The 24,209-nt window shown below is 52.4% G+C and carries 15 protein-coding genes, 1 other RNA gene and 1 pseudogene; 9 read left to right on the forward strand and 8 right to left on the reverse strand.

Annotated elements, in window-relative coordinates; genetic code table 11:
* Window positions 1-8 precede the first annotated feature (8 nt).
* Entirely contained in the window at window positions 9-3,530 is a 3,522-nt protein-coding gene (locus Enr10x_RS13675; RefSeq protein ID WP_145449951.1) for a UvrD-helicase domain-containing protein, read from the reverse strand.
* A 9-nt stretch (window positions 3,531-3,539) separates the two neighbouring features.
* Window positions 3,540-6,914, reverse strand: a complete 3,375-nt coding sequence (locus tag Enr10x_RS13680) for a PD-(D/E)XK nuclease family protein (protein WP_145449954.1) — start codon at window positions 6,912-6,914, stop codon at window positions 3,540-3,542.
* A gap of 25 nt (window positions 6,915-6,939) precedes the next feature.
* Here Enr10x_RS13680 and Enr10x_RS13685 point away from each other — a divergent pair, with 25 nt between their 5' ends.
* The 3 genes from Enr10x_RS13685 (at window position 6,940) to tsaD (ending at window position 9,775) form a co-directional block, all read left to right on the forward strand.
* The gene (locus Enr10x_RS13685; RefSeq protein WP_145106817.1) at window positions 6,940-7,191 is read left to right on the forward strand and encodes a hypothetical protein; all 252 of its coding nucleotides are present in this window, start codon (window positions 6,940-6,942) and stop codon (window positions 7,189-7,191) included.
* Between the two features lie 10 nt (window positions 7,192-7,201).
* Window positions 7,202-8,635, forward strand: a complete 1,434-nt coding sequence (locus Enr10x_RS13690; RefSeq protein ID WP_145449957.1) for a S41 family peptidase — start codon at window positions 7,202-7,204, stop codon at window positions 8,633-8,635.
* 108 nt (window positions 8,636-8,743) lie between these two features.
* On the forward strand, window positions 8,744-9,775 hold the full coding sequence (gene tsaD / locus Enr10x_RS13695) for a tRNA (adenosine(37)-N6)-threonylcarbamoyltransferase complex transferase subunit TsaD (protein ID WP_145449961.1): 1,032 nt from the start codon (window positions 8,744-8,746) through the stop codon (window positions 9,773-9,775).
* A 17-nt stretch (window positions 9,776-9,792) separates the two neighbouring features.
* Here tsaD and Enr10x_RS13700 read toward each other — a convergent pair whose 3' ends face one another.
* Window positions 9,793-10,980, reverse strand: a complete 1,188-nt coding sequence (locus Enr10x_RS13700; RefSeq protein WP_145449964.1) for a YfaP family protein — start codon at window positions 10,978-10,980, stop codon at window positions 9,793-9,795.
* A gap of 248 nt (window positions 10,981-11,228) precedes the next feature.
* Window positions 11,229-13,988 (reverse strand): vWA domain-containing protein, encoded by a 2,760-nt coding sequence (locus tag Enr10x_RS13705; RefSeq protein ID WP_145106808.1) that lies wholly within the window; start codon window positions 13,986-13,988, stop codon window positions 11,229-11,231.
* 558 nt (window positions 13,989-14,546) lie between these two features.
* Between Enr10x_RS13705 and Enr10x_RS13710 the strand changes: the two genes are divergently transcribed.
* Window positions 14,547-16,556, forward strand: a complete 2,010-nt coding sequence (locus Enr10x_RS13710) for a hypothetical protein (RefSeq protein ID WP_145449966.1) — start codon at window positions 14,547-14,549, stop codon at window positions 16,554-16,556.
* Here the strand turns inward: Enr10x_RS13710 and Enr10x_RS13715 are convergent.
* Window positions 16,553-17,041, reverse strand: a complete 489-nt coding sequence (locus Enr10x_RS13715) for a hypothetical protein (RefSeq protein WP_145106805.1) — start codon at window positions 17,039-17,041, stop codon at window positions 16,553-16,555. The genes Enr10x_RS13710 and Enr10x_RS13715 overlap by 4 nt on opposite strands.
* Before the next feature lie 265 nt (window positions 17,042-17,306).
* Between Enr10x_RS13715 and Enr10x_RS13720 the strand changes: the two genes are divergently transcribed.
* A complete protein-coding gene (locus Enr10x_RS13720) occupies window positions 17,307-17,639 on the forward strand; it encodes a hypothetical protein (protein ID WP_145106803.1) in 333 nt (110 codons plus the stop codon).
* Between the two features lie 8 nt (window positions 17,640-17,647).
* On the opposite strand, the gene Enr10x_RS13725 is transcribed toward Enr10x_RS13720, so the two are convergent.
* Window positions 17,648-17,962: an Hpt domain-containing protein gene (locus Enr10x_RS13725; protein ID WP_145106800.1), complete on the reverse strand. Its 315-nt coding sequence runs from the start codon at window positions 17,960-17,962 to the stop codon at window positions 17,648-17,650.
* A 472-nt stretch (window positions 17,963-18,434) separates the two neighbouring features.
* On the opposite strand from Enr10x_RS13725, the gene Enr10x_RS13730 reads away from it, so the two are divergent.
* A complete protein-coding gene (locus Enr10x_RS13730; RefSeq protein WP_145106798.1) occupies window positions 18,435-19,613 on the forward strand; it encodes an LptF/LptG family permease in 1,179 nt (392 codons plus the stop codon).
* A 49-nt stretch (window positions 19,614-19,662) separates the two neighbouring features.
* Here Enr10x_RS13730 and Enr10x_RS13735 read toward each other — a convergent pair whose 3' ends face one another.
* Complete coding sequence (locus Enr10x_RS13735) at window positions 19,663-20,724, reverse strand: alpha/beta hydrolase family protein (RefSeq protein WP_145106796.1); 1,062 nt, start codon at window positions 20,722-20,724, stop codon at window positions 19,663-19,665.
* 361 nt (window positions 20,725-21,085) lie between these two features.
* Here Enr10x_RS13735 and ssrA point away from each other — a divergent pair.
* Together ssrA and Enr10x_RS30285 are read left to right on the forward strand one after the other, a co-directional pair.
* Window positions 21,086-21,442, forward strand: a transfer-messenger RNA (tmRNA) gene (ssrA, locus tag Enr10x_RS13740).
* A 480-nt stretch (window positions 21,443-21,922) separates the two neighbouring features.
* On the forward strand, window positions 21,923-22,141 hold the full coding sequence (locus Enr10x_RS30285; RefSeq protein WP_232093386.1) for a hypothetical protein: 219 nt from the start codon (window positions 21,923-21,925) through the stop codon (window positions 22,139-22,141).
* Window positions 22,142-23,400: 1,259 nt separating this feature from the next.
* Here the strand turns inward: Enr10x_RS30285 and Enr10x_RS13745 are convergent.
* Window positions 23,401-23,795: pseudogene (locus tag Enr10x_RS13745) on the reverse strand (polymorphic toxin-type HINT domain-containing protein); the annotation flags it as partial.
* A gap of 71 nt (window positions 23,796-23,866) precedes the next feature.
* Here Enr10x_RS13745 and Enr10x_RS13750 point away from each other — a divergent pair.
* Window positions 23,867-24,151, forward strand: coding sequence for a transposase (locus Enr10x_RS13750; protein ID WP_145449969.1), 285 nt, complete (start codon window positions 23,867-23,869; stop codon window positions 24,149-24,151).
* Window positions 24,152-24,209 lie beyond the last annotated feature (58 nt).

Raw genomic sequence — 24,209 nt, forward strand, 5'->3', positions numbered from 1 at the left:
GGAACTGGTTAACGACTTTCTGCCGCTGCTGGAGAGGGAAGCAAACTGGAAACAGCCTGGGACAACCGGTCGGAGATCTGCTCCAGCCGGTCGGCATCCAGTTCACACTCGATATACCGGACGCTATCCTGAACAATGGCCAGTCCAATCGAAGCGGGCCGGGCCCCCAGAAGCTGTTCTACCGCCAGTGTATAGACTCCCAGCTGGAATTCATACTCTGCGATCAGCTGTTCTGCAGTCATTCGCGCCATTCGGGAACCGGTTTTGTAATCAAACAGCATCCAGTCTCCGGATTGGGTCTGTACCAGGGCATCAATGGTTCCCGTTACTGTCACTGCCTGTTCAGCGTTACCATCAGTTCCCGAAGCCCAGCGCAACAGAAAATCAAGTTCCCGATAATGTGTCTGAGCTGCTTTCAGAGTCTGGCACAAATCCGAGGCATACCAGGCGGCAATCTGGCGTTCAATCACAGGCTGCAGTTTTTCAACCAACTGTGGTGTTTGATCGGCCAGCACGGAGTTGACAATTCGCGGCGCCTGATCGGGCTGGTCTGGCTCCAGTCGTTCGATAACGGCATGGGTCAGGGTCCCCAGTTGCGTCGCTTCTTCCGCGGACAACGTATCGTCTGACGGAAACATTTCCATCGCTGAATCAGGGGAGTGTTGCAACTGGGCGTCGATGACTTCCAGTCGCGATACACTCACATGTGATAGTGCTCCCGGTCGGGGTGCTATTGTTCCATACGATTCCGGAAAGGCTTCGGGGGTTCCCTGCTCCAGTGCCGCGACAAACTGGCTCGGCTTCAGCTCTTTCTGCTTCTTTTCTGGTCGTGTCGCAGGCTGAGGTAGGGAGTGATGCACCCGGATTTCAGGAATCTGTTCGGGAGGAATATCTCCCAGAGCCAGACGTCCCAGATAGGGATCCACTGCCGGGACTCCGGTGTCGAGATCAAAGTGTCGAGCCAGGAGCTTCATCCAGGGGGATTCTATCTTGCGATCATAGGAGAGCCCTGCCGAGAGAATCAGGTAATCGGCCGCCCGGGTGACAGCCACGTACAGCAGCCTCACGGTCTCCTCTTCATCGGCTTTCTGTTCCAGCCCCCGATGCATCTTAAAAGCATAATTATCCGGCGTAATTCCCCGTTCTGCAGGCAGGTTCAGCAGCGCCCCCCAATCCGGGTGCAGAAACGGAGCTGTGGCTCCCGGCGCAGGTTTGCGATCCATGTCAGCCAGAATCACGACCGGGAACTCGAGTCCCTTGGACTGGTGGATCGTCATCAGCCGGACGACATCACTGGTTTCCGGTAACGTGGCAGCCAGTTCTTCCTTACTCTCCTCCAGAATCGAATCCCGTATCCGCTGGACAAAATCTTTCAGCGTAAACAGGCCGGTCGCTTCAAAGTTGCGGGCCAGTTCGATCAGTTTCCGCAGGTTGGCCAGCTTGCGGTCTCCCAGAAACTCGTTCAACAAAGCAGCATCGTAGCCCGTCCGTTCCAGGGCCAGATTCAGCAGTTCCACCAGCGAGAGACGATCTTTTTTTGCGCGCAGTTCCTGCAGCACGCTTTGGGCATAAAGCACCTGCCGTCTCTGCTCCGGACACAGATCCCCAGGCGGCTCCAGCAGCATCGCTCTGGTCAGCGTATCCGCATTCCGGACAATCGTATACAGCGTATCGTCGGACAGGCTGAAGAAAGGAGACCGCAGGATTCCCAGCAGACTCAGTTCATCGTCAGCATTGTCCAGATACTGACACAAATTACTCAGATCGTAAATTTCCTGCTGCGCATAAAACGCGCGCCCGCCAACCAGGTAATAGTCCAGATCCTGTTGCTGCAGGGCTTTCTCATAGAGGGCTACATTCGAAAGTGCTCGAAACAGAATGCAGATATCCCCCGGTTCCACACGTCTTAATTCGCGCGCGCCCGTCTGACGGTTTTTCGCCCAGATCCGGGGAGTCTCATCTTCCAGCAGCTGACGTACCCGGGCGGCAATCCAGGCAGCTTCCGTCTCGCGGAGCGCTTCGGCTCCCTTGATCTCTGGTTCATCGGGTGAGGCGAACAGAAACTCAATCGCGGGGGTCGGCGAGTGCTGTTCCGAATCAAAAGGCGTCAGCGGCTCGTAATACTGCTCCATAGCTGAGGCAAACAGGCAGTTGGTGAAATTCAGAATGGCTGGCTGACTGCGAAAATTAACACTCAGAGGCAGACGTCCCTCAGCGGGAATTTCCTGGCGCAGCTGATGAAACACTTCCGGATCCGCCCGCCGAAAACGGTAAATGGATTGTTTGGCATCCCCCACCAGAAAGAGCTTCCCGTTGAGCAGATCCTGCCCACACAGGGCACGCACAATCTCGCTTTGAACCGGATCGGTATCCTGGAATTCGTCCACCATCAGGAATTCGATCCCGGCTGCGGCCCGTTGACGTGCCTGGGGATCACGGCGGAACAGATCGCGGGTCTGCAGCAGTAGATCGTCGAAGTCCAGCAGTCCCTTTTCCGCTTTACTCTCCTGGTAGCGATTGGCGATGAATTCGGTCACTCTCAAAACCCGCAGACTGTACTCAGCCGCCTGCTGAAATGCAGCCGGATCGGGAGAAAGGATCTTGGAAACCTTCGTGAGTTTCTCGCGTAAATTCGAAAAGCCCTCTTTAATCTGCTCATAGACTTCCAGATCATCCCAGTCTTTTTTCGTCCCGGCCCCCTGCACTTTCGCATGCGCAATCAGGGTCCCCAACAATTCTGCACGGTTCGGTTCCGCCCCCGTCAGCAGTTCGGGGAGTCGTGCCGTGAGGACCTGAAAACGCTCCCGCATCTTCTTGTTCACAGGGTCCTGTGCCGCCATCAGTCGCAGTAAAAATCGGGTGCTCTCCGCATTCGCGATCTCCGCCAGTTCCATGGGAATGAAGGAACCCATCCAGAAACTCCGCATGCGTCCTGCCAGCTGTTCCTCAGTCAGTTCAGCAAACTGCTCGAATTCAATCCGGAACTGCTGGGGCACCAGAGAGATAAACATTTCATAGGTTCGTTCCAATCCATAGCGGTAGACCAGTTCCAGGCAATCTTCATCTTCTTCCTGCAACAGATCGTGAACCGCCTCACGGACCACTTTGCGTAAAAAAGCATCACTGGTCCCCTGCTCCAGCAGGCCGAAGTGGGGATCGAGGCGGGCACTGACGGCGTGGGTCCGCAGGATTGAGGTACAGAAAGAGTGGATGGTGCTGATGCGGGCGGAATCCAGTCCGCGGATCACCGTCTGCCAGTGGGCGACCTCATCCGGGGCACAACTGCGAAGCTGTTCCAGACAGGTTTCGCGCACACGGTCCCGCATTTCGCGGGCAGCCCGTTCAGTAAATGTGATCGCCACAATATGGCTCAGACGGTCAGGGGGCGTGCCGGGTTCAATCAGCTTCAGAAACCGCTGCGTCAGGACGAACGTCTTCCCACATCCGGCACCGGCTGAGAGCGCAATCGAAACATCGCGCGGGTTGATCGCCGCAGCCTGCTGCTCGGTATATGTGGGTTGATTCGACATGATCTGAAACTAAGCTTCCTCTGTTGATTCTGATTCGGCATCCGGCCCGGGAACATGGAGCAGATCGATTTCTTTCCCCAGGCTCTCGCGATAACTTTCCACTTGCGAAATCCGGCAGACCGACAGGAATGCCGGATCGAGATGTGATACTCCCTGATCGACCTGGACAGGAAACACTCCCTGACGAATTAAATCTGCCAGATGCGGAACCAGTACTTCCAGTGTCGATTCCAGCAGCTCCAGATCTTCACCAGACAGGGGTTCAATCTGTTTTTTGCGATACGAATGCAGGGGCATCACAAAGCCGGTCTCCTGGATTTTCCAGTATCCCAGGTGGAACGGTTCAGCGTCGGCATCGATCATTTCCAGCCGACGCGCCGCAATAAGATACAGCGCCAGCTGCAGCTTTTTCCCGGTACGGATTTCCTTTGCGGAGGGCACGGAACGCCCTGTTTTATAGTCAATAATGTTGAAATATTTCTGGCCGTTGATACTGCCCAGATCGATCCGGTCAATCTGACCACGAATACGGGTCTCCTGCACGCCTTCGCCGAGTGTAAGATACTGGTATTGCTGTTGACTGGAATCAGGTTCGCCAGGAACTTCGCCAAACGGAACCTCCCTGCCAACCACCGCGGGCACCCGATCCCAGAGTTCATCAAACTGACGGGCATAGGTTTCTGACTGCTCGGCAAACAGGCTGCCCCAGTCTTCCAGAATCTGCTTCTCAATTTTCGTAAGAACCTGCTGCAACCTGGTCCCCACAAAATCATCGGCGATCCGCTGCTCCAGAAGTTCGTGAAACAGGCTTTCGACCTGTGCAGCTGCATATAACTGGTCACGGTCCCCCTGTTCCTGCAACAGCTCTATCAGTCTGGTCAGGATGCTGTGAACATGAATCCCGCGTTTAAGATAGTTCGTCCGCAGTTCGGGAGGTTCGGGGACTTCGATTCCCAGAACGCTCTGGGCAAAGAACTGATAGGGGCAGGCCAGGTACAGTTCCAGTTGTGTGGTACTGAATTCATATTCCCGGGGGAACCGCTCCCGGATGGCCCGTTGACTGGCGGGCGAAGTCAGCATGCCTTCATATTCGGTAAACCCGGGCTGTTCAAAGCGGGCTACCGCCATTTCTGTCGCCGCCAGAATGTTCCGCACGGTCGCTTGCAGATCCTCGTCCTGAAAGACATTCAGAAACAGTCCCGGTCGGCCCTGTTTAAGTTGATCGATGGCCAGGATCCGTAAATCGCGGCGGGACAGAGTCTGTTCCGGACGAGGGAGCGGATTCAGCTCGCCCGCCTGCTTGACATGCAGGGCCTGCGGTTCAAATAGATCAATCAGCGTCGTCAGATACGGGCTGGGAAACAGCGGCTGGCCGGTAGCGCTGATTGCGGGATAGCTCAGGATCAACTGTTGTGAGAACCGCGTCATGACCTCATAAAACAACAACATTTCTTCCTGCTGTTGATTGGCGTGCAGCTTCAGAGTGAGCCCCTGCTGGTTGAGTGCCCCCCGGTCCTTTTCTCCATACAGGCAGTCTTCGCGATGTCCACGGGGGAAGCTGGCTTCGCTCAAGCCTCCCACCAGTAGATAAGGGATATTCAGGTTTCTCAGCTGAGAGGCATCCAGCACTTTGACACGCCCGGCTTCCTCCGGTTGCAGAGAAATTGTCTGCTGTTCGAGCAGATCCAGCAGCAGGCTGCGAAAACCGGCCAGATCCAGAGGCGGGGCCTGTTTCTGGTGGAACGCTTCAATTCGTTCGACTTCCGCCACGGCATGAAACAGCAGCTGTTGAAACCGTTCCCAGACCTGCCTGTCCCGTTTCGCCAGCGGGTCCGTATCCGGATCCGCATCAGCCCAGGTTCCCGGTAATCCAAATTCGTTCGCCAGCGAAATCAGGATTTCAATCCAGGTCACAAACAGTTCCCTGCCCGACAGCCGTTTTGTCTCGGTGAACAGTCGCTGCGCCAGCTGAAACGCAGATCTCAGTTCCTGTGCCGCCGCTTTTCGATCCAGGCGGTCTGGATAGCGGGCGCTGATCTCGGCCGCTTTGTGACTCTCGTTTTCGAGCGCATGCAGGATGTCTGCTTTGCCGGAATCAATTTTGAGCTGTCTTAAGACACGCGACAACGAGCGAACCGCCTGACCGCCCTGATACTCGGGCCAGTGGGGCGTAAAGTAACTGGAATCCAGCACCGACATCAGGCTGTCAAAGGACCAGTTTTCAATTTCGAGTTGCAGGAAGGCAAAAATCGCACGCACCACGGAGAAACGGGAAAATGTCTGCTCCTGTCCCAGAAAACAGGGAATCCCGGCTGCAGTCAGGGTTTCATCAATCAGATCTCCATACTCCAGTGTCGAGCGGAATGCAAGGGTGATGTCCTCGGGTAAAACGCCTTCGCGTAACAGCCGTTTGATTTCTCCCGCGAGGACTTCCAGCTCATTACGCTGACCGGCAACTGCAATTACTTTAAGCTGACCTGCTTCTGGCGAGGGAACAATTTCGCGCGGATTTGCAAACAGCTGCTGGCTGATCTGGCTGCGTGCGGTGTTCGATGACGCCTGATCAAAATAGACAGTGGAAACACGACCGGGCAGACGCGTTTCCAGAATCTGTCGGGCAACCAATGATTTTGCGAACAGATCACCGCGTCGTGTTTCCTGTTCGAGTGGCAGCGAAATACAAAGCTTTTTAGTCCGTGCTGCCAGCAGTTCCAGAATCTCGTACTGCGTGTATGTGAAATCAGCAAAGCCATCCAGAACGATCAGATCAAATTCGCTCAAAGGTCCCCACATTCCGTCCTGCAGTGCCGTGCGGGCTGACCAGAAACGACCTTCCGAATCGTAGCGCCGCATCTCGTGCAGGGCGACCTGGTAGCGACGGTAAATCAGGGAAAGCTCCTGGTCCTTCTGCTGGGAGTCGGAACCGATTTGTCCGCAGGCTCGGGAAAAATCTTCCGGCCAGATTTCTTCCCGTTTCAGTTCCGAGATGAAGCTGGAGATCAGATCCAGAAACCCGGAAGATCCCGCAATGGATCCGAAATAGCTGATCTGTCCCGCTGAAATCAAATCATCGACAATACTCCGCAGCAGGTACCGTTTGGAGAGTTCCGGCAGAGTCTGGATCGGTTCATCCAATGACTTGAGGATCGTCTCTGCAAAGGCCTCAAACGTATAAACATTGGGGGCGAAGCAGATCGGTAGATCCGGCCCGGGCAGGCGATCCAGCACCTGTCGCCTGGAACGGATCGTGGGGGACAGCCAGAGCGTCTTTCCCGGGCATTGGCGTTCCAGTCCCGACTGCAGTGCACGCCGGTACTCATCCAGCAAATGGTCTGTTTTACCGGAACCCGCGGTTCCTGTCAGAATTTGAACTTCGGGTTGCATCTGGCGTCGCCCGGTGGAAACAAATATGAAAAACGAAGGGATTTTCTCTGCACTGTATCCGTCTGCTCCCCAGAATTCAATTTCATTCGGTTTTCCTCAAGAAAAGGGTTTTCAGGGCATTGGGGCCAGAGCAAATCTTGCCACTGGTTTCCAGATCGCCTACACTAATAGGGAAGCAAATAAAGATCCGCCGCGATACGACACCCACAAAACACATTTCAACTTCCTGAAATCTTTATTTCTGCCTGGTTTGAGTTGTGTTCTGTCATTCTCATAAGGAATCATCCATGCCTAAATTCCGCTTGATCAGTTTGTGCCTCTTACTTGCCCTGATGGTTTCGTCCCCCCTGCAATCATTCTCTTATGCGGATGAAAAAGAAAAGGACGAAGATTACTACCAGATGATGAAGCTGTTTGCAGACACGTATGAGCAGATTGAACGCAACTACGTCAAAGACATCGACCGCCGGGTGCTGCTCGAAGCGGCCATCCGGGGTATGGTTCAGGAACTGGATCAGTATTCCAGTTATATCAGCCCCAAAGATCTCTCCCGTTTTAATCAGGTCGTCGAGCAGGAATTCGGCGGAATCGGGATTCAGGTTCACATCGATGATCAGAACGGTCGGCTGACCGTGATGACGCCGCTGCCGGGCACCCCCGCCTACAAAGCGGGTATCCGGGCGGGTGATATTATCGACTCGATTGAAGGTAAATCGACCAAGGGCTTCACCCTTTCCCAGGCGATTAAAATCCTGAAGGGCCGCGAAGGGGAAAAAGTGAAAATGGCCGTCATTCACAAAGGGACTAATAAATCCATCCCTCTCACCGTGCAACGTGAGATTATCCATGTCGCGACTGTCCTGGGCGATACCTACAAAGAGGATGATTCCTGGGACTATATGTACGACAAAAAGGCGAAAATCGGCTATATCCGCCTGACCCACTTCAGTCGGCACAGTGCAGAGGAATTACGGGCTGCTATCGAAGACCTGGAAAAACAGGGGTTGAAAGGCCTGATCCTCGATCTGCGTTTCAATCCCGGTGGTCTGCTTTCTCAGGCAACGGAAATTTCGGATATGTTTATCGAATCCGGAAAGATTGTCAGCACGGAAGGTCGCAACAGCCGGAACCGGAAATGGGAAGCCACCTCGGATAACACCTTCAAAGATTTTCCGATGGCGATTCTGGTGAACCGGTATTCGGCCTCGGCCAGTGAAATCGTCTCAGCCTGTCTGCAGGACCACAAGCGGGCTGTCATCATTGGTGAACGAACCTGGGGTAAAGGCAGCGTCCAGAATGTGATCGAACTGGAAGATGGTGACAGTGCTTTGAAACTGACCACTGCCAGCTATCACCGCCCCAGCGGCAAAAATATTCATCGTTTCCCGGGAGCCAAAGATACCGATGTCTGGGGTGTGACCCCCAACGAAGGCTATCGCCTGCGACTGACAGACGACGAAATGGAAACACTGGGGGAATACCGCCGCAATCGGGACATTCTGGATCACACTGCAAAACTGGATACGGAATTCAAAGATAAGCAGTTGAATCTGGCTCTGGACTACATCAAGGAACAGCTGAGCGGCAAAGGAAAACCGGCTGACAAAGAAGCGGATAAAAAGGCCGAAAAGAAACCGGCTGCCAAGGAAGAAAAACCCGCCAAAAAAGCAGCCGTGGTTCCTGCCCCCGCCGGAAATCCCCTGGTGATTCGGACCACCTGATCTTATTTGAATCCGTCTCAACAAAATCTCATCGACACAGCGGAAAGCGATTTGGAGAGTCTGGTTGACTCCACCGATCGCTTTCCTTTTTTCTCTTAACGCCCCCCTATGAGCTCCTCAAACGAATACCTGCTGGCAATCGAATCTTCGTGCGATGAGACTGCAGCCGCAGTCATTACGCGTGACATGCGGATTCTGTCCAATGTCGTTTCATCACAAACAGATCTGCATGAAAAGTTTGGGGGCGTGGTTCCGGAAATCGCCTCCCGGGCTCACCTGGAACGCATTCTACCTGTCATTGATGACGCCTTAAAACAGGCAGATATTGAACTGCATCAATTATCCGCGATCGCGGTCGCCACGGAACCCGGACTCGTCGGCTCGTTGCTGATTGGTTTAACTGCTGCCAAAACGCTGGCGATGACCCTCGATCTCCCCCTGATCGCCGTCAATCATATTGAAGGGCATCTGTTCGCCTGTCAGATGCAGGAAGACCGGCGTCTATTCCCGGGCATCGGCCTGGTTGTGAGCGGGGGGCACACTAACCTCTATCACTGTTCGGAAACATTCGATTTCGAATTGATTGGGGCGACCATTGATGACGCCGCCGGCGAAGCCTTTGATAAAGTCGCGAAAATTCTGGGACTCTCGTATCCCGGGGGGCCATCGATTCAAACAGCGGCACAACAAGGCGATCCACGTGCGTTCGCATTTCCCCGCACGTTCCTGAAAGATCCGGAACTGCGTTTCAGCTTCAGTGGTCTGAAAACGGCCGTGCTGTATGCGGCCCAGGGAAATCCGGGTGCAAAACAGCAGCCTCCTCCACTGGATGAACAACGGATCGCAGATCTGGCGGCCAGTTTCCAGGAGACCGTGGTGGATGTTCTGGTCGGAAAATGCCGGCAGGCCATCGAACGCTATGGCTATGAAACTCTCTGTGTAGGGGGCGGTGTCGCCGCGAATTCCCTGCTACGCGAACGGCTGGCTGAAATGACTCAGAAGGCAGGCATCCAGCTCAGTGTGGCGCCTCCTGATTTATGCACCGACAATGCCGCCATGGCGGCGATTGCCTGGTATCACCTGGATCGGGGCCGGGTCGCGGATCTGGACCTGGATGTCACTCCCGGGCTGGTCCGATAAAGGGGTTGTCCCTGATTTCAAGGGCGCAAAAAGCTGAACGTGAAAATGTCGGTCACATTCGTGAACTGTGGGGAGAGAGACAGTCGCACATAACGCCGGTCAGGTGACACCACTGCTGCCCCGGTCAGACTGATCCCCTCGGGTATGACTGTGATGACAGGCTGGTAGGCAACACCACCCACATTCTGGACGCCGGTCACCAGAGGCACCTGTCGACCATTTGAAATCCCCGCCTGCCGGGAAACCCGAAAGCTGTTTAACGATTCACGTCCACCTGGATTCACAGGACGAGCGGAGACAAAATGCTTGAGGGCGGGCAGCAGACTGCTGTTTTTCTGGGAATTCTGAGGGGCTTCTGATTTTTGATTGCGACGCCCTTTCTCCAGGTCAATGCGGATCAGTCGATCTTCCTTCGCAAGAGGAACAATCATCGATTGTACTACTGGATGATCCGAACCCTGATAACGCGTCACTTTCAGTTTCGCACGTTGACCGACGATATTCCCCGAGACGTAGCGGACGCGCACCGTGTAGGTCCCTGGAAATCCATGGGCACATAGATACTCTTCATGGCAGTTCTCCTGTTTGGGACCGTAGCCGTCATTCAGAAGCACGCCCCCACCCGCCGTCAAAGGCGACTCAAAGGAACAGACTGTGCCCCTGGGTTCTTCCACGATCAGATCCAGATCTCCATCACCATTCCAGGTCAGCTCCAGTTTCAGGTCGCGCTCAAGTGACTGACTGCGGGCAGCCTGAACCCGTTCTGCTTCTGCCTGTCGACCTGCTTTCTTAAAGGACTGCTCCAGATTTGCCAGGGCATTCAGGGCTTTTTCGTGCCATTGCTCATAATCCTTGATCCAGACATGCGTCAGTATACCCGTGGCTGCCCAGAGGATACCTTCCGCGTCTTTCAGCTTCTCTGCCAGCCGTAATCCCATGATGTAGGGTTCGGGGCGATCGGGCTGTAGCGCTGCGGCCTGCTGATAAAGTTTGAGCGCCTGCTGCTCGGCTTTGAACCGGGTCAGATAAGCGGCAGAGTAAACCATGCTGGGTACGTCTGCTGCAGAGAAATCGAGTCGGGAGAGCAGAACACGTTCAATCTCCGGCTGAGGACGACCGAGGATCTCCATCGTCAAAGCCAGGACATCATACATCCACGGTTGTGACTGGTTATGGATCAGCGCGGCATTGATGGCTGCAATCACATGTTCGTGTTTACCCGACTGATGCAGATTGAAAATCAGATCGTTAACCAGCTCAGGCTTGGGTTTGCGTTTGGAGAAATAGTCATTCCAGAACTGGGCAGGATCTTTAATATCTGCGGTCAGAGGTGCCTGGAACTCATTCCGGGAGGGGGCATCAGTACCAACAGAAACGGAGCCCTTCCCGGAAGAAGGACTCCGCTTTGTTAATTTGGATTGTCGGGGAGAACCGGGCAGTGCCGATTTCCCTTTTACTTGACCATTACTGGTTTTTTTTTGAGTTGTTTAATCGTGCTGTTGTTGAACTCAAAAGGATTATCCTGAACCTGAAACTGCGCCGGCTTTGACTTGATTTCAGACTCACCCAGAATTCCATCCAGGATGGCATTCATTTCGGCATCCTGAATTGGTTTGATCTCTGCTTTCTGCGGAGCAGCTTTTCCTTTTTGAGCAGGTTTGGTCTGTGACTTCTGTTGGGGCGGAGTGCTGTTCATCATCAGCAGTTCCGGAGCCACATTGAAGAAGCCCTGGCCGCCACCACCACCGCCGAAGCCGCCACCACCGCCGCCGAAGCCGCCACCGCCGCCGCCGAAGCCGCCGCCACCAAAGCCGCCGCCACCGCCGCCGCCGATGCCACCCTGCTGACCACCAAAGCCACCACGGCTACTTCCGACAGATCGCTGCTGGGTCGAGACAGAGATAACCAGGTCACCCACAGGATAGACACGAGTACTGTAGATCTCTTCAGCCTTGGCACTGGTTGTGATTTTCATCACTTCATCTTCGACAACATAAGTCAGGCCGATCGGCTTGAGGATAATGTTTAAGGCACTTTTAAATTTGATTCCAGTCAACGAAACATTGACGGGCTCATCAGGAGTCAAACCTTCTTCACCCAGATCATTGGAATTAATCAGGATCGTAATATTGTGCAGTTCAGAGAAATACGTCATGACTTCAGACAACGGAATGTCCGGGAAGTTGGCTTCGGTCTCTTTCTGCAGTTCTTCAAAAATACGCTGTTCAGCCGGGCTGTTCTGGTGCAGGTCCACTGCGGCCCATTTCTTACGACGTTCAGTCAGACTGGTCCAGACCGGCGCGGATGGCCAGCGAACCGGCGGCTCATCCGGAAATGGAACGTGTGAGAGTTCAACCTGGTACAGAGTTTCCAGGAAGCGGTCAGCACGCAGCGAACGCATGCGGAAGACTTTATCCAGCTGTCCGGCTGCTTCCGAAGTAAACAGAGCTGCGGTCGCAGGACCATTACCTGGCTCCATGTTGACAGCCACACGAGAAACGGCTTCCGCCTCTTCGTAGGCATCGCTGTTACCATGTTTTCCATCCTGGATCAGTGAACGAACACGGTCGATCAACTGTTCCAGTTTTTCGTCTTCCAGCAGTACCTGATCCACCAGACGTTTCTGCTGTTCCAGTTGAGCAATCTGCTGTTGCTGACGAATCCGACGTGTTTCAGCGACTTCCATCTGGCTGCGAACATCGACCATCATGTTATTCAGACGACGTTCAAGCTGCTGACGGAGATCGAGATCGATGTCAGAGGTTGATTTCAGAAAATTCAAGGATCGCTTTAAAACTCCCAGGGCTCCATCCGGATTATCAGTAGAAATCTGGCGTGCCTCTTCGATGGCATTGGAAACCTCGATTTTCATCTGGGCTCCCTTAATCTGCCGGAGTTGCTCCACTTTGCTGATCGCATCGTCGATCGGCGGCTGAGGATCGGCTTTCTTAGCCGGTGCTGATTTGGTATCGCTGGCGGGCTGCTTGGTATCCGCCTGGGCGAGTTGATCGTTCTGATACTGTTTCGAAAGTTTCAACAGCGAGTCGGCACGGGAATTTCCGGGATCAAGCTGCTGCAGCAGATTTCCGAGTTTGGCGGCCTGTTCCAGGTTTCCGCTCCGAATGGCCTGTGTCCCGGCGAACTCCAGTTGAGCCATGTTTTCTTCATGAGCAGTTCGAGACAGATTCATCATCCGCTGACCGGCATAGGCAATCCCCAGCTCCTGTCCAGACTGATAGTTGACCCAGGGTACAGCCAGAAAGCTGTTAACAGCCTGAGAAACGGGAGCATTAAATTTCCAGACGCCCTCCAACTGACGGTTGCTCAATTCGACAACCAGTTTGCCGTTGATTTCGCCTCGGGCCAGGTAAATGGTTTCACGATCCGACCGCACTGGCAGGGCGCGGGTGGTATTCAATTGCAGCTGTTTGTCAGAGACCTGAATCGATTCAGGAAAGAAGACCGGGGACTGTACAGCCTGGGCGAGTTCTTTACCGACAATGGCTGGCAGGTCCTGTTTTCCTTCGGCCTGATCCGTGAATACAACGCCTCCGGTGTAGACAGCCAGGGTATCCAGCATCTGGATGTCCTTTTTAGGGCCGACTCCGTAGCTGTGTACGGGAATATGTTTGCCTGCAAGTTGCTGAGTGAGTTTTGCCATTTCAGGGAGAGAGATCAGTCTGGCAGAACTCATTCCATCGCCGATGTAAACGATGGAGCGAGGCTGTTCATTCTGCAGCCCCTGGAGTACGGTTTTGAAAGCTTGAGAAAGATTTGTTGCTCCCAGAGGTGCCCGGGAAGCCAGAGATTCAACGGCCAGTGTTGCCTGCCGGCTCTCGGGTCGAACAAACTCACTGACAAATGGAGTGCATTGCACGTCGACCGCATAAATGGCGACGGTTGCATCATTCGGGAGTTCGGTCAGGAAGGCTTTGAGTACATCCAGAGCCTGAACGCGGTGCTCCCCGACCTGACTGGCTGAGGTATCAAACAGAACAGCAATCTGCTCTCCTGCATGGCTGGAAGCGGGCAAGCGATCGGCCTTGATTCGCAGGGCATAATAGTCTTCCCCTGCGCTGTTCCGATAACTGAGGATCTGGCCAATGTTTGAAATTTCCGGGACTGAACTTTCAGCAAACCCCTGGGGAGTACATAGCAGCATGGCGGATGCTGCCCAAACAAACATTGTGGTTCCAAATCTGGATAGTGACATGATTTCTCTCTCCACGAGTAACTTTAGGCAAGAATGCTCGAACTCAAGACAGGACGGACGATTGCCAATTTGCGCATTCTCCTCAACTGTGCATTGTATATACAGTCTCGGACACCATTGAAGGAAATTCCCCCGATTTTCTCTTAATTCTCCAAATTTGATGCGAGTTGGAAAGGTCTCATCGGCATGGACTGAAGGATCCGCGCAATTTGTAGTCCGATTATGGGGAAATTAAGGGTCACAGACTGCTTAGCGAACTCGTCGGTTTCGCGAACCTGTTCTGTTACAACGAGTTTCATCTACTCAATTGTTCATATTCCCACTCGATTCAGACGCATCTCTTTCGGCATTGAAGTGCCCGTATCATCCGGATTCTCCTCATCTCTTCACGGACAAACAGTCGATCCTTGAGAGAGACCCACATTCCTGTCCTCAAACATTCCAGGTTGCTGTCGCTGGAAAACAGTAAACATACTGACAGAGCTGCGTCATTCGGAGGCCTCCTCCACCTCCCCTCTAACTATGAGTTTCCGATTCTTTTCGAAAACAGCAATTCTGTTGTCCATCACTTCGCTGTGGATTGGCTGGATCCTGGTCCGTGGCAGCACCACCTCTTCTGAGTCAACTGAAGTTCCAGGGAAAAGAACCACGCATGTCACGGCCCGAAGGCCTGTCGTTTCCGGGACTCTGCCTGTTGACTGGGAGCAACCTGTTGAAATTGCAGCGTATCACAGCCGGCCGCAGTTCCCACTCTCCATGCAATCTGGCGAAGAATATCTCCTGATTATCAACAACCTGCAACTGGATCCGGGTAAATCAGAGACGATCAGGCTGGCACTCATGGCAGAGGCCACCCGAACAACTCCGGCAGGCTGCTATTTCCAGAACAGCGCACCACTTCCGCAGATGCTGAGTCATGCCCACCAGACCTCTGGTGACCCCGCTCACCAACATCGTGAAACGTTAACACTGAAATCAGACATTCAGGAGTCTCTCAATTCACCTGCTTCAGAGCGATCTTTTTTTCTGTTTGTGACCGATGGTGACCTCGCAGATAAAAAACAATATACCCGCGTGACCGGAAAACTGATCCAGCACAGTCCCCGGGTGGCGATTTATCTGGACGAGCAGCAGCAGACGACGGAACTGGCAACCGGCCTGACTGATGAAATCATCCATCTGCTGGAAGAACAGGTGCTCGACCAGCTGGCGCAACAATGCGGGCCGCTCACTGACGTCGATCAGGACGGCCGATTCACCATCCTGCTCTCTCCCTGGCTGGGAAAGCTGCAGGGAGGTAAGACTTCAATCAATGGTTTTGTCCGTCCCAGCGATTTTCGAGAAAACGTCGCTGCCCCCTTCAGCAATCACTGCGACATGCTGTATCTCAATTCCGCACTCAAACCGGGCCAGGAACTGTTCGACCTGCTCAGCCATGAAGTGACTCATGCAGTGGTCTCCAGTATTCGCACTACACAGGAACGAACCAGGGGGCGCATATTGGCAGATGAGGAAGACTGGCTCAATGAAGGTATCGCCCACATCATGGAGCCGGGTTATACCAATCGGGATTACCGGATCAGTGAGTTCTATCGCAAACCGGAATCCTATCCGTTGATTGTGCCCGACTATTACCGTGCCCGTCTCTGGCGTAATCATGGCTGTCGCGGTGCGGTAAACCTGTTCCTCAACTGGTGCAATGATCTCGATCCTGGCCGGCGTTTTGCCTACCACTTCACGCACCATCCGCTGACTGGTGTGGAGAAGATCGAAGACCTGACCGGGATTCCGTTTCCGGAACTCTTTCGACAGTGGTCAGTTTCCCTTGCCAGACAGAGTCTGCAACACCAGTTTCCCGTTGAGAGCTTCACAACAAATGAGACAGATATCCATTGCGGGCGTTTTCTGCTGGCAGGTCCGGCGCTACACACCTGGAATCTGACTGCGGAAAATCAGTGTTCTCTGAAAATCGCATCGTCAGCGTCTGCGTTTGTGCATCTCAAGTCCGACAGTACACTGAATCAACAGGCGCTGATTAAAGCGAGCGGCTTTCCCGGAATGCAATTGACCTTGATCAGACTTCCACAGAATCGGCCCCGACTCGACTTCAATGCAGAGTGGCAGCCAGCGACTGGCCAAACGCCAGCAACCGACAAATTCGTTGAAATTCGACTACACATTCAGCACCCGGAACAGGTACCGGTCGAGAAAATCGGTGTGGAATATTGCGGAGGTTATCTCTCGCGTTCCGACAGACAGCCCCGGCATTTTGAAACCGCCTCGCTGCCGAACGAACTGTCCGATCCCCCGTTACCTCAGATCGAAATTGCCCAACGGGGAATCTTCTCAGAGCAACGGGGGAATGTCACTGAATTTCAGTTGAGGCTGCCCAGAGCACAACTGAAGCGGTCAGCCCGCGGCGACAGTTTAATGTTGAAAGCAGTTCTCCGCACACAAACCGATCAGCAACTGGTTCTGCAGAGAGAATTGAAACTGACAGTTCAGCCGGGGCAGCGCCTGGCAGGAGCGGAAACATCTCCCCGGCAATCAGAGACGACTCGAAATTAAAAACCGGTCGTATCATCCTGCGTCTCACCCGTGTATTTCAAACGGGTTGCAAACAGTTTTTTCAGTTTGGAGACCGGATACATCCGCACGATTTTGTTTTTGTAGGTGATTCTGCCCTGATCATCGCGTCCCAGGTGGGTCGCTACATCCGGCTTGGCCAGCCCGGCATACAACCCGGCGAATGTTTCTGGATCGACGCCATTCCCGGCTTCCAGATCATCCAGGGCATTGACGCCCCCGCAACTCGTGGCGAATGCATTCAGACCTTTAGTAGCAGTCCGCATGAAATTTTCCTGTTCCAGGGCTGCCTGGGCTTCAGTCAATTGCTTATCGCCCCGTTTGATTTTATCTTCTGTCTCCTCAGTGGGAGTCCCAGAGTTCTGCTGGGCATGCAGTGTGGTACTTTGAAAGCTTTGAGATGCTCCCAGAACATAACCTGCAGTCAGCAGCAGTAAACCCATCGCGATCTGGCCTAACCTGGACATCAGAGACTCCCCATAAAATCAATTTTTGTTATGATTCGTTTTCAATCTTGAGATCATTGTATGGTGTGTCCACTCCGGCAAGCTTCAATTTGGCGGATTGATCATCAGGACGAAACACCCGAAGCTCTTATTTACTAATAATTGGCTGGCACAGTCAATAAGAACCCTGAAAAAACCAGTCTGCAGACCGTGATCGGGCCTGCTCTGTAACCCGTTGTTCTTCAAAGGTTAGAGACTTCACTCTGACGCGAAAAGGTCGTTCGCGATGACGCTTCCGGAATTTCAAAACAGTCTGTCCACACTCGTGATGCAGCTCCAGCTGGCCAATTATGATGCACGCCATCTGTTACTCGACCGGTCGGATCAAATCCTGCAACTGGCAGACCAGATCCCTGCCAGCCTCCCTGAACGCCTTCGATCAGAATGGCTTTCTATTTGCGATGAAGTCAAATCCGTACAACCGACTTTCAAAAGCCACCCGAAAACGTCAAGTCTGTTTGATCGTCAGGGAATGGGTCAGCCCGGCGTACAAAAAGCCAAAACGCTGATCACACGCATCGTAGCGCTCTCAAAAATTGTCGAACGACTGGAACCGTAAGCCGGGTTCTAGAGGACGATTCGGCCTAAATAATGCGACAACAACTCTTTCTGCTGTACGATTTTGACCAGATCTCCCGTCTTACAAGCCTCTTCCAGTTCGGCAGCAACCTGGGAAAGTTCTTCAAATCCGTAACCGGCACCAGAACCTTTCAGCTGATGCGCCAGGACCTGAAGTTCCTCTCTCTGATCGGTTACGCTGGCCTGATTGAGGACCTGCTGTTTTTCAGCGATGCCATCAATAAACATCTCGATCAGCTCTCGAAAATCTTCATCATCACAAAACTCGGAGCGAACAGGGGCATTTTCTAAAGCGTCTAACATAGCTCTGTTCCATAATTAAAAGTTAGTTTTGATTCTCTTTTGTTCTGGTTCCTCACCCAGAAACACTCTGTCTCACAGGACGGATGTTTCTAAAAGGGAACTCTTCACAATTAATAGGTTGAACAATCGACTCTGCTGAAAAAATGCTCAATTTATCCAGTTTACATATGAAGTATGTCTCCACAGGGAAATAAATGTCGCGATTGTATCAATTCTGCCGATATCTGATTCAGCAGATAGAGTTATGCTCGCTAGAACCATCTTGATCAGAGCCGGCTCAATTCGCCTCAAAATGTATTCATGCGTCTACACCCCCTGGGGTCTGATATTGACTCAATCCGGTATTTTGACTTATACAGCTTCGGTCAAAACTCTGGCCAGTATGTTTGTTACAGCGATGTGAGCGACAAGTAATCACAGCCAACCTGAATTAACTCCCCTTCTCTTTTGTCCAAGACCTGATTCACCAGTCATGCGATTGTTACAGCGCTATATTCTTTTTGAGTTGTTGCGCGTTTTTACATTGATGATCACGGTTTTAACCGTCCTGTTGGTCTTCGTTGGTGCCTTCCAGCAAGCCTCCAAACAGGGACTGGGCGCAACCCTGGTGTTGAAAATCCTGCCATTCATCGTGCCCAGCATGTTACCCTTTACCATCCCTGCCACACTCCTGCTGACGGTTTGTGTGGTCTATGGTCGTATTTCTGGTGACCAGGAAATCACCGCTGCCAAAGCAGCCGGGATTAATGTGCTCTCACTCCTCTGGCCTTCTTTTATTCTGGGTGGTTTTTTGAGCTTGGGCTCGCTGCTGCTCAGCGATCAGATTATTCCCTGGGCAGAGAAAAATATCGAAACCACGATTGCCACTGAACTCGAAACGATTTTCCTGGAAAAGCTGCGTTCACAGAATCAGATCCATGATCCGAACAGTGGCATCTCTATTACCGTCATGGGGGTGCGGGATAAAACTCTGCTCGTACCAACCTTCCGCTACTCGCCTCCCGGGAAGAAGCCGGTGCATCTGCAGGCTGAAGAAGCCACGCTGGAATTTGATCTGCCCCATCAACAGGTCATCCTGCATCTGTCGAAAGGGCATATTGACTTTCCCGGCAAGCCCCGGTTCTATGTGGAAAAGGATATCTTTCCCTTCCCCCTGCCCAGCCAGACCCCCACTCCCAAAGCCCGCCACATGAGTGTCCGCTCGATCAAAGCAGAACTGGTGGAACTGCAGGCGAAGAAGAATGATTTCGAATTTCAGCGCGACATTGAAGTGGCCATGCTGCTGGCACTGGGAGACTTCGAACACTTTAAATCGCCGGAAGTCAACTCGAATCTGCCGCAGAACCATTTTCAGGAGGATCGCCAAAACAAACTCAGAACCGCTCTCTCCAGTCGGTTTGCTTTAAGCTGCAGCTGTTTCTTTTTCGTGCTGGTTGGATGTCCGTTTTCTATCGCCCAGGCACGTCGGCAGTTTCTTACCAGTTTCTTCCTGGTCTTCATGCCCATTCTGTTGTTCTATTATCCGATCGTGTTGTTGATGCTCAATCTGTCAAAACTGGGCAAAATTGAACCCAGCTGGTCGCTCTGGATCGGCAACGCGGGCCTGCTTCTCATCGCGATCCACATGCTGCGAAAAGTGCTCAGAAACTAAGACCGAATCCCCGTTTTGCTGTAGCAAACTGCAGACAGAGAAACCGATCTTATTTCCTGTCCCAGTTCGAGAAAAAGGTCGTCAGACGCTGCGTTTCGCCGAAGATATACATGGCGGCAGAAATGTGTCCTGCATCCAGCCAGACCAGTTCGGGCTGCTTGCCGATCGATTCCCAGAGTGCCACCGCGCTTTCCGGAGGCAGAATCTCATCGTGTTTGGCCGCGACCATTAAAACGTCCCGGTCTTTCAGCAGATGCCCATACGTATGCGGATCGACGGGCGACATGATCTTCACAAACGACTCATAAGTCCCTCCATGTTCCAGCCACTGTTTGCGAAAGAATTTCGCGTGGGGGTGGGGATTCTCCCAGATACCCAGCGCCAGATTCCCTCCCCCGAGATAGATCGCCACTTTCGAAAAGCGGGGCTCGGCCTCAGACGATAAAGCCGACATGATCCCTCCCAGACTGATCCCGGTCACGCCCAGGCGATCGGCGTCAACTTCTTCCCGGCTGGCCAGCCAGGCAGCCGCCCGACGGATATCCAGCACCGCCTGCGTCATCCCGGCCGCTGTATGCTCTGGAACAAACGAGATCATCCGTCGCCGACTGAATTCGCCGGTCCCCCGACGCTGGGCATAATAGGGCATCTTGATGGTCAGTGCCGCGATTCCCTGCCGGGCCAGCGCATTGGCTGACATTTCGGACAGCTCAAAACCCCCTCCCAGAATATGCAGACAGACACAGCCCGGAAACGGCCCCGTGCCTTCCGGCTGATAGTAATGACCATAGACGGTATTGTTCTCTTTGACATCCGTTTCCACCGGCGACGGGAACGTCACATCATAGACCTTGACCGGCCCGCTCATCCGTTTGAACTGACAACGGAAGGGAAATGTATGCGGATCCAGATGAAACCGTTTCGGCACCTGATCCTCTTTACTGGTCGTTTCAAAGCGAACCTGCCCCTGCTCCGGAATGTCTACAAACGCAGGAGTGGTGGGCTTCGACTCAGCCTGCACTATGCCAGTCAGCAGCACCAGGCAACTCAGAACTCCCCAAAGCAGACTCAACGGTCGACGATTCCCTGTTACGGTTTTGGAAAACGGCATTGTCAGATGAACTTCCTGTCTTAAACAAGTGGATCAGTACTAAGTTCTCCTCCATAAGAGACTCTGGAGGCAACACATATTCTACGCCAAATGCAGTAGAAACAGTAGACCGATTCTGGCCCGCGACAGGGACACTTGAGCCCTGGTTCTGACACTGGTCATTCCTGCAAGATGGTTCGATTCAGTGCGACATGCGAGGCAGGATTTCACTAAATTATGTAATATCAGCGATTTCGGGAAAGATACTAAATTGACTCTTACCTGCTTGCTGATAATAATGAGAGTAGATCGGAAAGATTTTTCAAAAATGATTCATCTTTCCGGCAGGATTTGACGTATTTATTACGTACTCCTGAATACGGGGGGCGATCGGATTCGACTGGTTCGCCGTATGTTAAGGTGGCGTGCCGTGGTTGATCAGTTGGCCACGTAAAAAGCTGATCACAACATAATTGCAAACAAGCAATTTTCAATGGCTGCTTAATATAGCAACCCCGGCTTAGGAATCCCTGTCTGAGGAGTCCGAAGGCTGGTCACAAAATCAGGCTGGCATCAGATCAATGTCCGCTCCGTCTGATGCGAGATCCGTGGTGGACTGGTTTCCGAAAGGCTCTGTTTGTCGTGCCCGCAGAAACGAGACTCAAACGATAAACTATGCACGTAGAGGCTTTAGCTGAGGGTTCACAGGACGCGGGTTCAATTCCCGCCGCCTCCACTAGACCGGCTGCTGACACTTTTGTGAGCGGCCGGTTTTTATTTGCCTCCCTGTCTCCCTCCTCTCCATTCTGCAGCGATCTCCCCTTCCCGCTGTTCAGCTCACTTCTGTCTCAAAAACTGAATAAATTGAACTTGAATCGTTCTTGCCAAATCGTATTTTTGTGCAAATGTGCTTCGCGCGCGAGGCGGATGATGCGCGCACTGGAACACAGCGAACAAGTGCCCCAGCAGCACCTGAATCAACGTCGATTTTTCCAGGTTTTCACCGGAACAGAAAGCACCGGTTCCCAATGTCTCGTACATTTTCAAATCATTTCGGAGCAAACTCAGGACAACTGATATGCAAGTCACCTGAAACTCAGGTGCACTCACTGCTAACTTAGAGCACAAATTCTGCTTGACCTCCGCGCGCCGTTTCACAAAATACAAAACCAGCATAATCAATCTTCGAATGCCCAACCAGAAAAAAGGGGCCGCCCGAATGCAACTCGGTCCGAGCACAGCGAGCCGGAAACGGACAGAGAAACAGATCGATCCAGCTTCGGGAAACCAACCCTCTCATACCGCAGGGGTGAAGTTGCCTGCAGCTCAGACTCTCGCAGGAACCACATTTCTCCAATGGGATCTACCACTCACCGACTACATCCAGACACACCATTTTATGAAAAAGCAACGCAACGCCGTAGATGAAAATCGTTAACCTGAACAGAGACTGTTTCCAGAGGCAGAAACCCGGATTCACACGGGAGATCCCAGGTAGCGTTTATTTAATAGTTTTCAGCGTGATTATGAGGTCGACAGCGTTAGTTATGTAAGTATTCACCATGGCCGAGGGTGTGCTGTTACTCTTGTTTTCAGGACTTCAACAACAGAAAAGCCAAATTAGCCGCAGTGCGTTAGCCCCGGTTGAATCGGCGCCTTCACCACACGTGTAAGTGGTCAGGGAGGATGTACTGCCGCGCCTCTGCTGAGAGCAGTCTCTGATTGTCGGAACCAGCAATCAACCTTTCTCTATTTTCCAGAAACAGAAACTGGTGAAGAGCAGACAGCTGAAGATGGCCAGTTCTCGAACTAAGTCGGACATAAATCCGATCTACTTATTTTATCAAAAGAATTTAAAAATGCTGAAAAAAAGAATGGTAATTTATCTTGTCCATATTCATCCCGGAGTTATCAGTTCAAAACATACTGCTCCTGCAACATTCGCTCCGATGAAAATAAAGGTTGCGATACTGTTTTCTAATTTGCTCCGTTTTTCAAGCCCATCACCAGGTGCCTCTTCACAGTAACATAATAAAAGTCCAAAAAGTACATTCAGGCCCAATAGAGCATAGTATCCAATTCTCACAAAATATATGACAGTAGTCAGATCCTCGCATACATATTTAATAAAACACCCAATTATGGTGATAGCTATTGTCAGTAGAACAACCAACCCGTAGTCGTCGAATCGCTCATACTTTTCCTCTAAGTCAATCATCATTCACTTCCAATAAGTTGATAGCCTGCAGAGCCCCATGCAGTAATTCCTGCCAGAGACAACACATCGGCAGAGGAGTCCCAAAGCCCCCCAGTACCTTTAATGAGCTTCCAGTTCGATGATTTGATCGGTTCATTGACAAGAATATTACTGTATCCTTTTAATTTAAAACCGCTAGTTCCGAGCGAGGTATGATACTGTCATCCAAGACGTTTCCCAAAGTTCGCAGTACGAGGAATTATTGGTTTTAAACCCCATTCAGATGGAATGATCGGTCCTGTCGTAAAATAAGTGTAATTATCGGAAAGTAGCTTCGGTTTTCCAATACGTCTAAATCGCCTCAGAGATGCTTTAAAACCTTTTTCTGTCAGCCACTCAACGGGCCTATATTTTGTGAGGTAAACACGACCGGTAGAAATTGTAAAATCACTTTTTTTAATCTCCAATTTATCAGTATACGAGAAGAGTTCAACTGTTTCATCACATGGCCCCGTATTATGGACCAGCAGGCCGGTATCGGTAATGCTGTAGACGTATTCGCCAGCGATTTCCAGATTGCAAACCGGCTCGGGGTCGGCGCGGATTTCGATCGAGGTGATGCGGACTGTCTTACCGAGCGCCGAACGCAGTCGTTCGCCGGGCTGCAGTTTTTCTGAGTGCACGAACGCCTGGCAGTCTTCGCTCCAGATCGGATGACCGGCAGTCACGCCGATTGGCTCGGTCTCCCCTTCCACGTAGATGTTAAGCACATTCTTCGCGACGTTCTTAAACGTCGAAAGCACGACCGGCCCATCACCCGGATCGATAGGCGGACAGGAGGAAACCGAAAGCACTTCCGCCGCCCCACCACATGCAGTTCAGGCATGTTGAGTTTGGTCTGCTTTTCAAAAACTGATCCAAATGTTATGAAGGTTCTTAGCGTCCTTTTGGCGAGGAGAACTTTTGATGAACAAGCGAAGAAAACGTCACAACCCCGAGCAGATTGTCCGCAAGTTGCGTGATGCGGATGCGATGCTGAATGCCGGTAAAGATCTGGCATCCATGCTGCAGACCCTGGAAGTCAGTGAATCGACTTACCTGCGCTGGCGGAATCAATACGGCGGCATGAAATCGGAAGAAGCCAAGCGTCTCAAACAACTGGAAGACGAGAACAAGCGACTAAAAGAACTGGTCGCCGATCTGTCTCTGGACAACAAGATGCTGAAAAATATCTCGGAGGGAAACTGGTAAGCCCTTCCCGAAAACGAGCCGCCGTTAAAGCGATCCAGAGTGAGTTCCGTGTTTCTGA

Origin of the sequence: Gimesia panareensis, assembly GCF_007748155.1 — a bacterium.
Lineage (GTDB): Bacteria > Planctomycetota > Planctomycetia > Planctomycetales > Planctomycetaceae > Gimesia > Gimesia panareensis.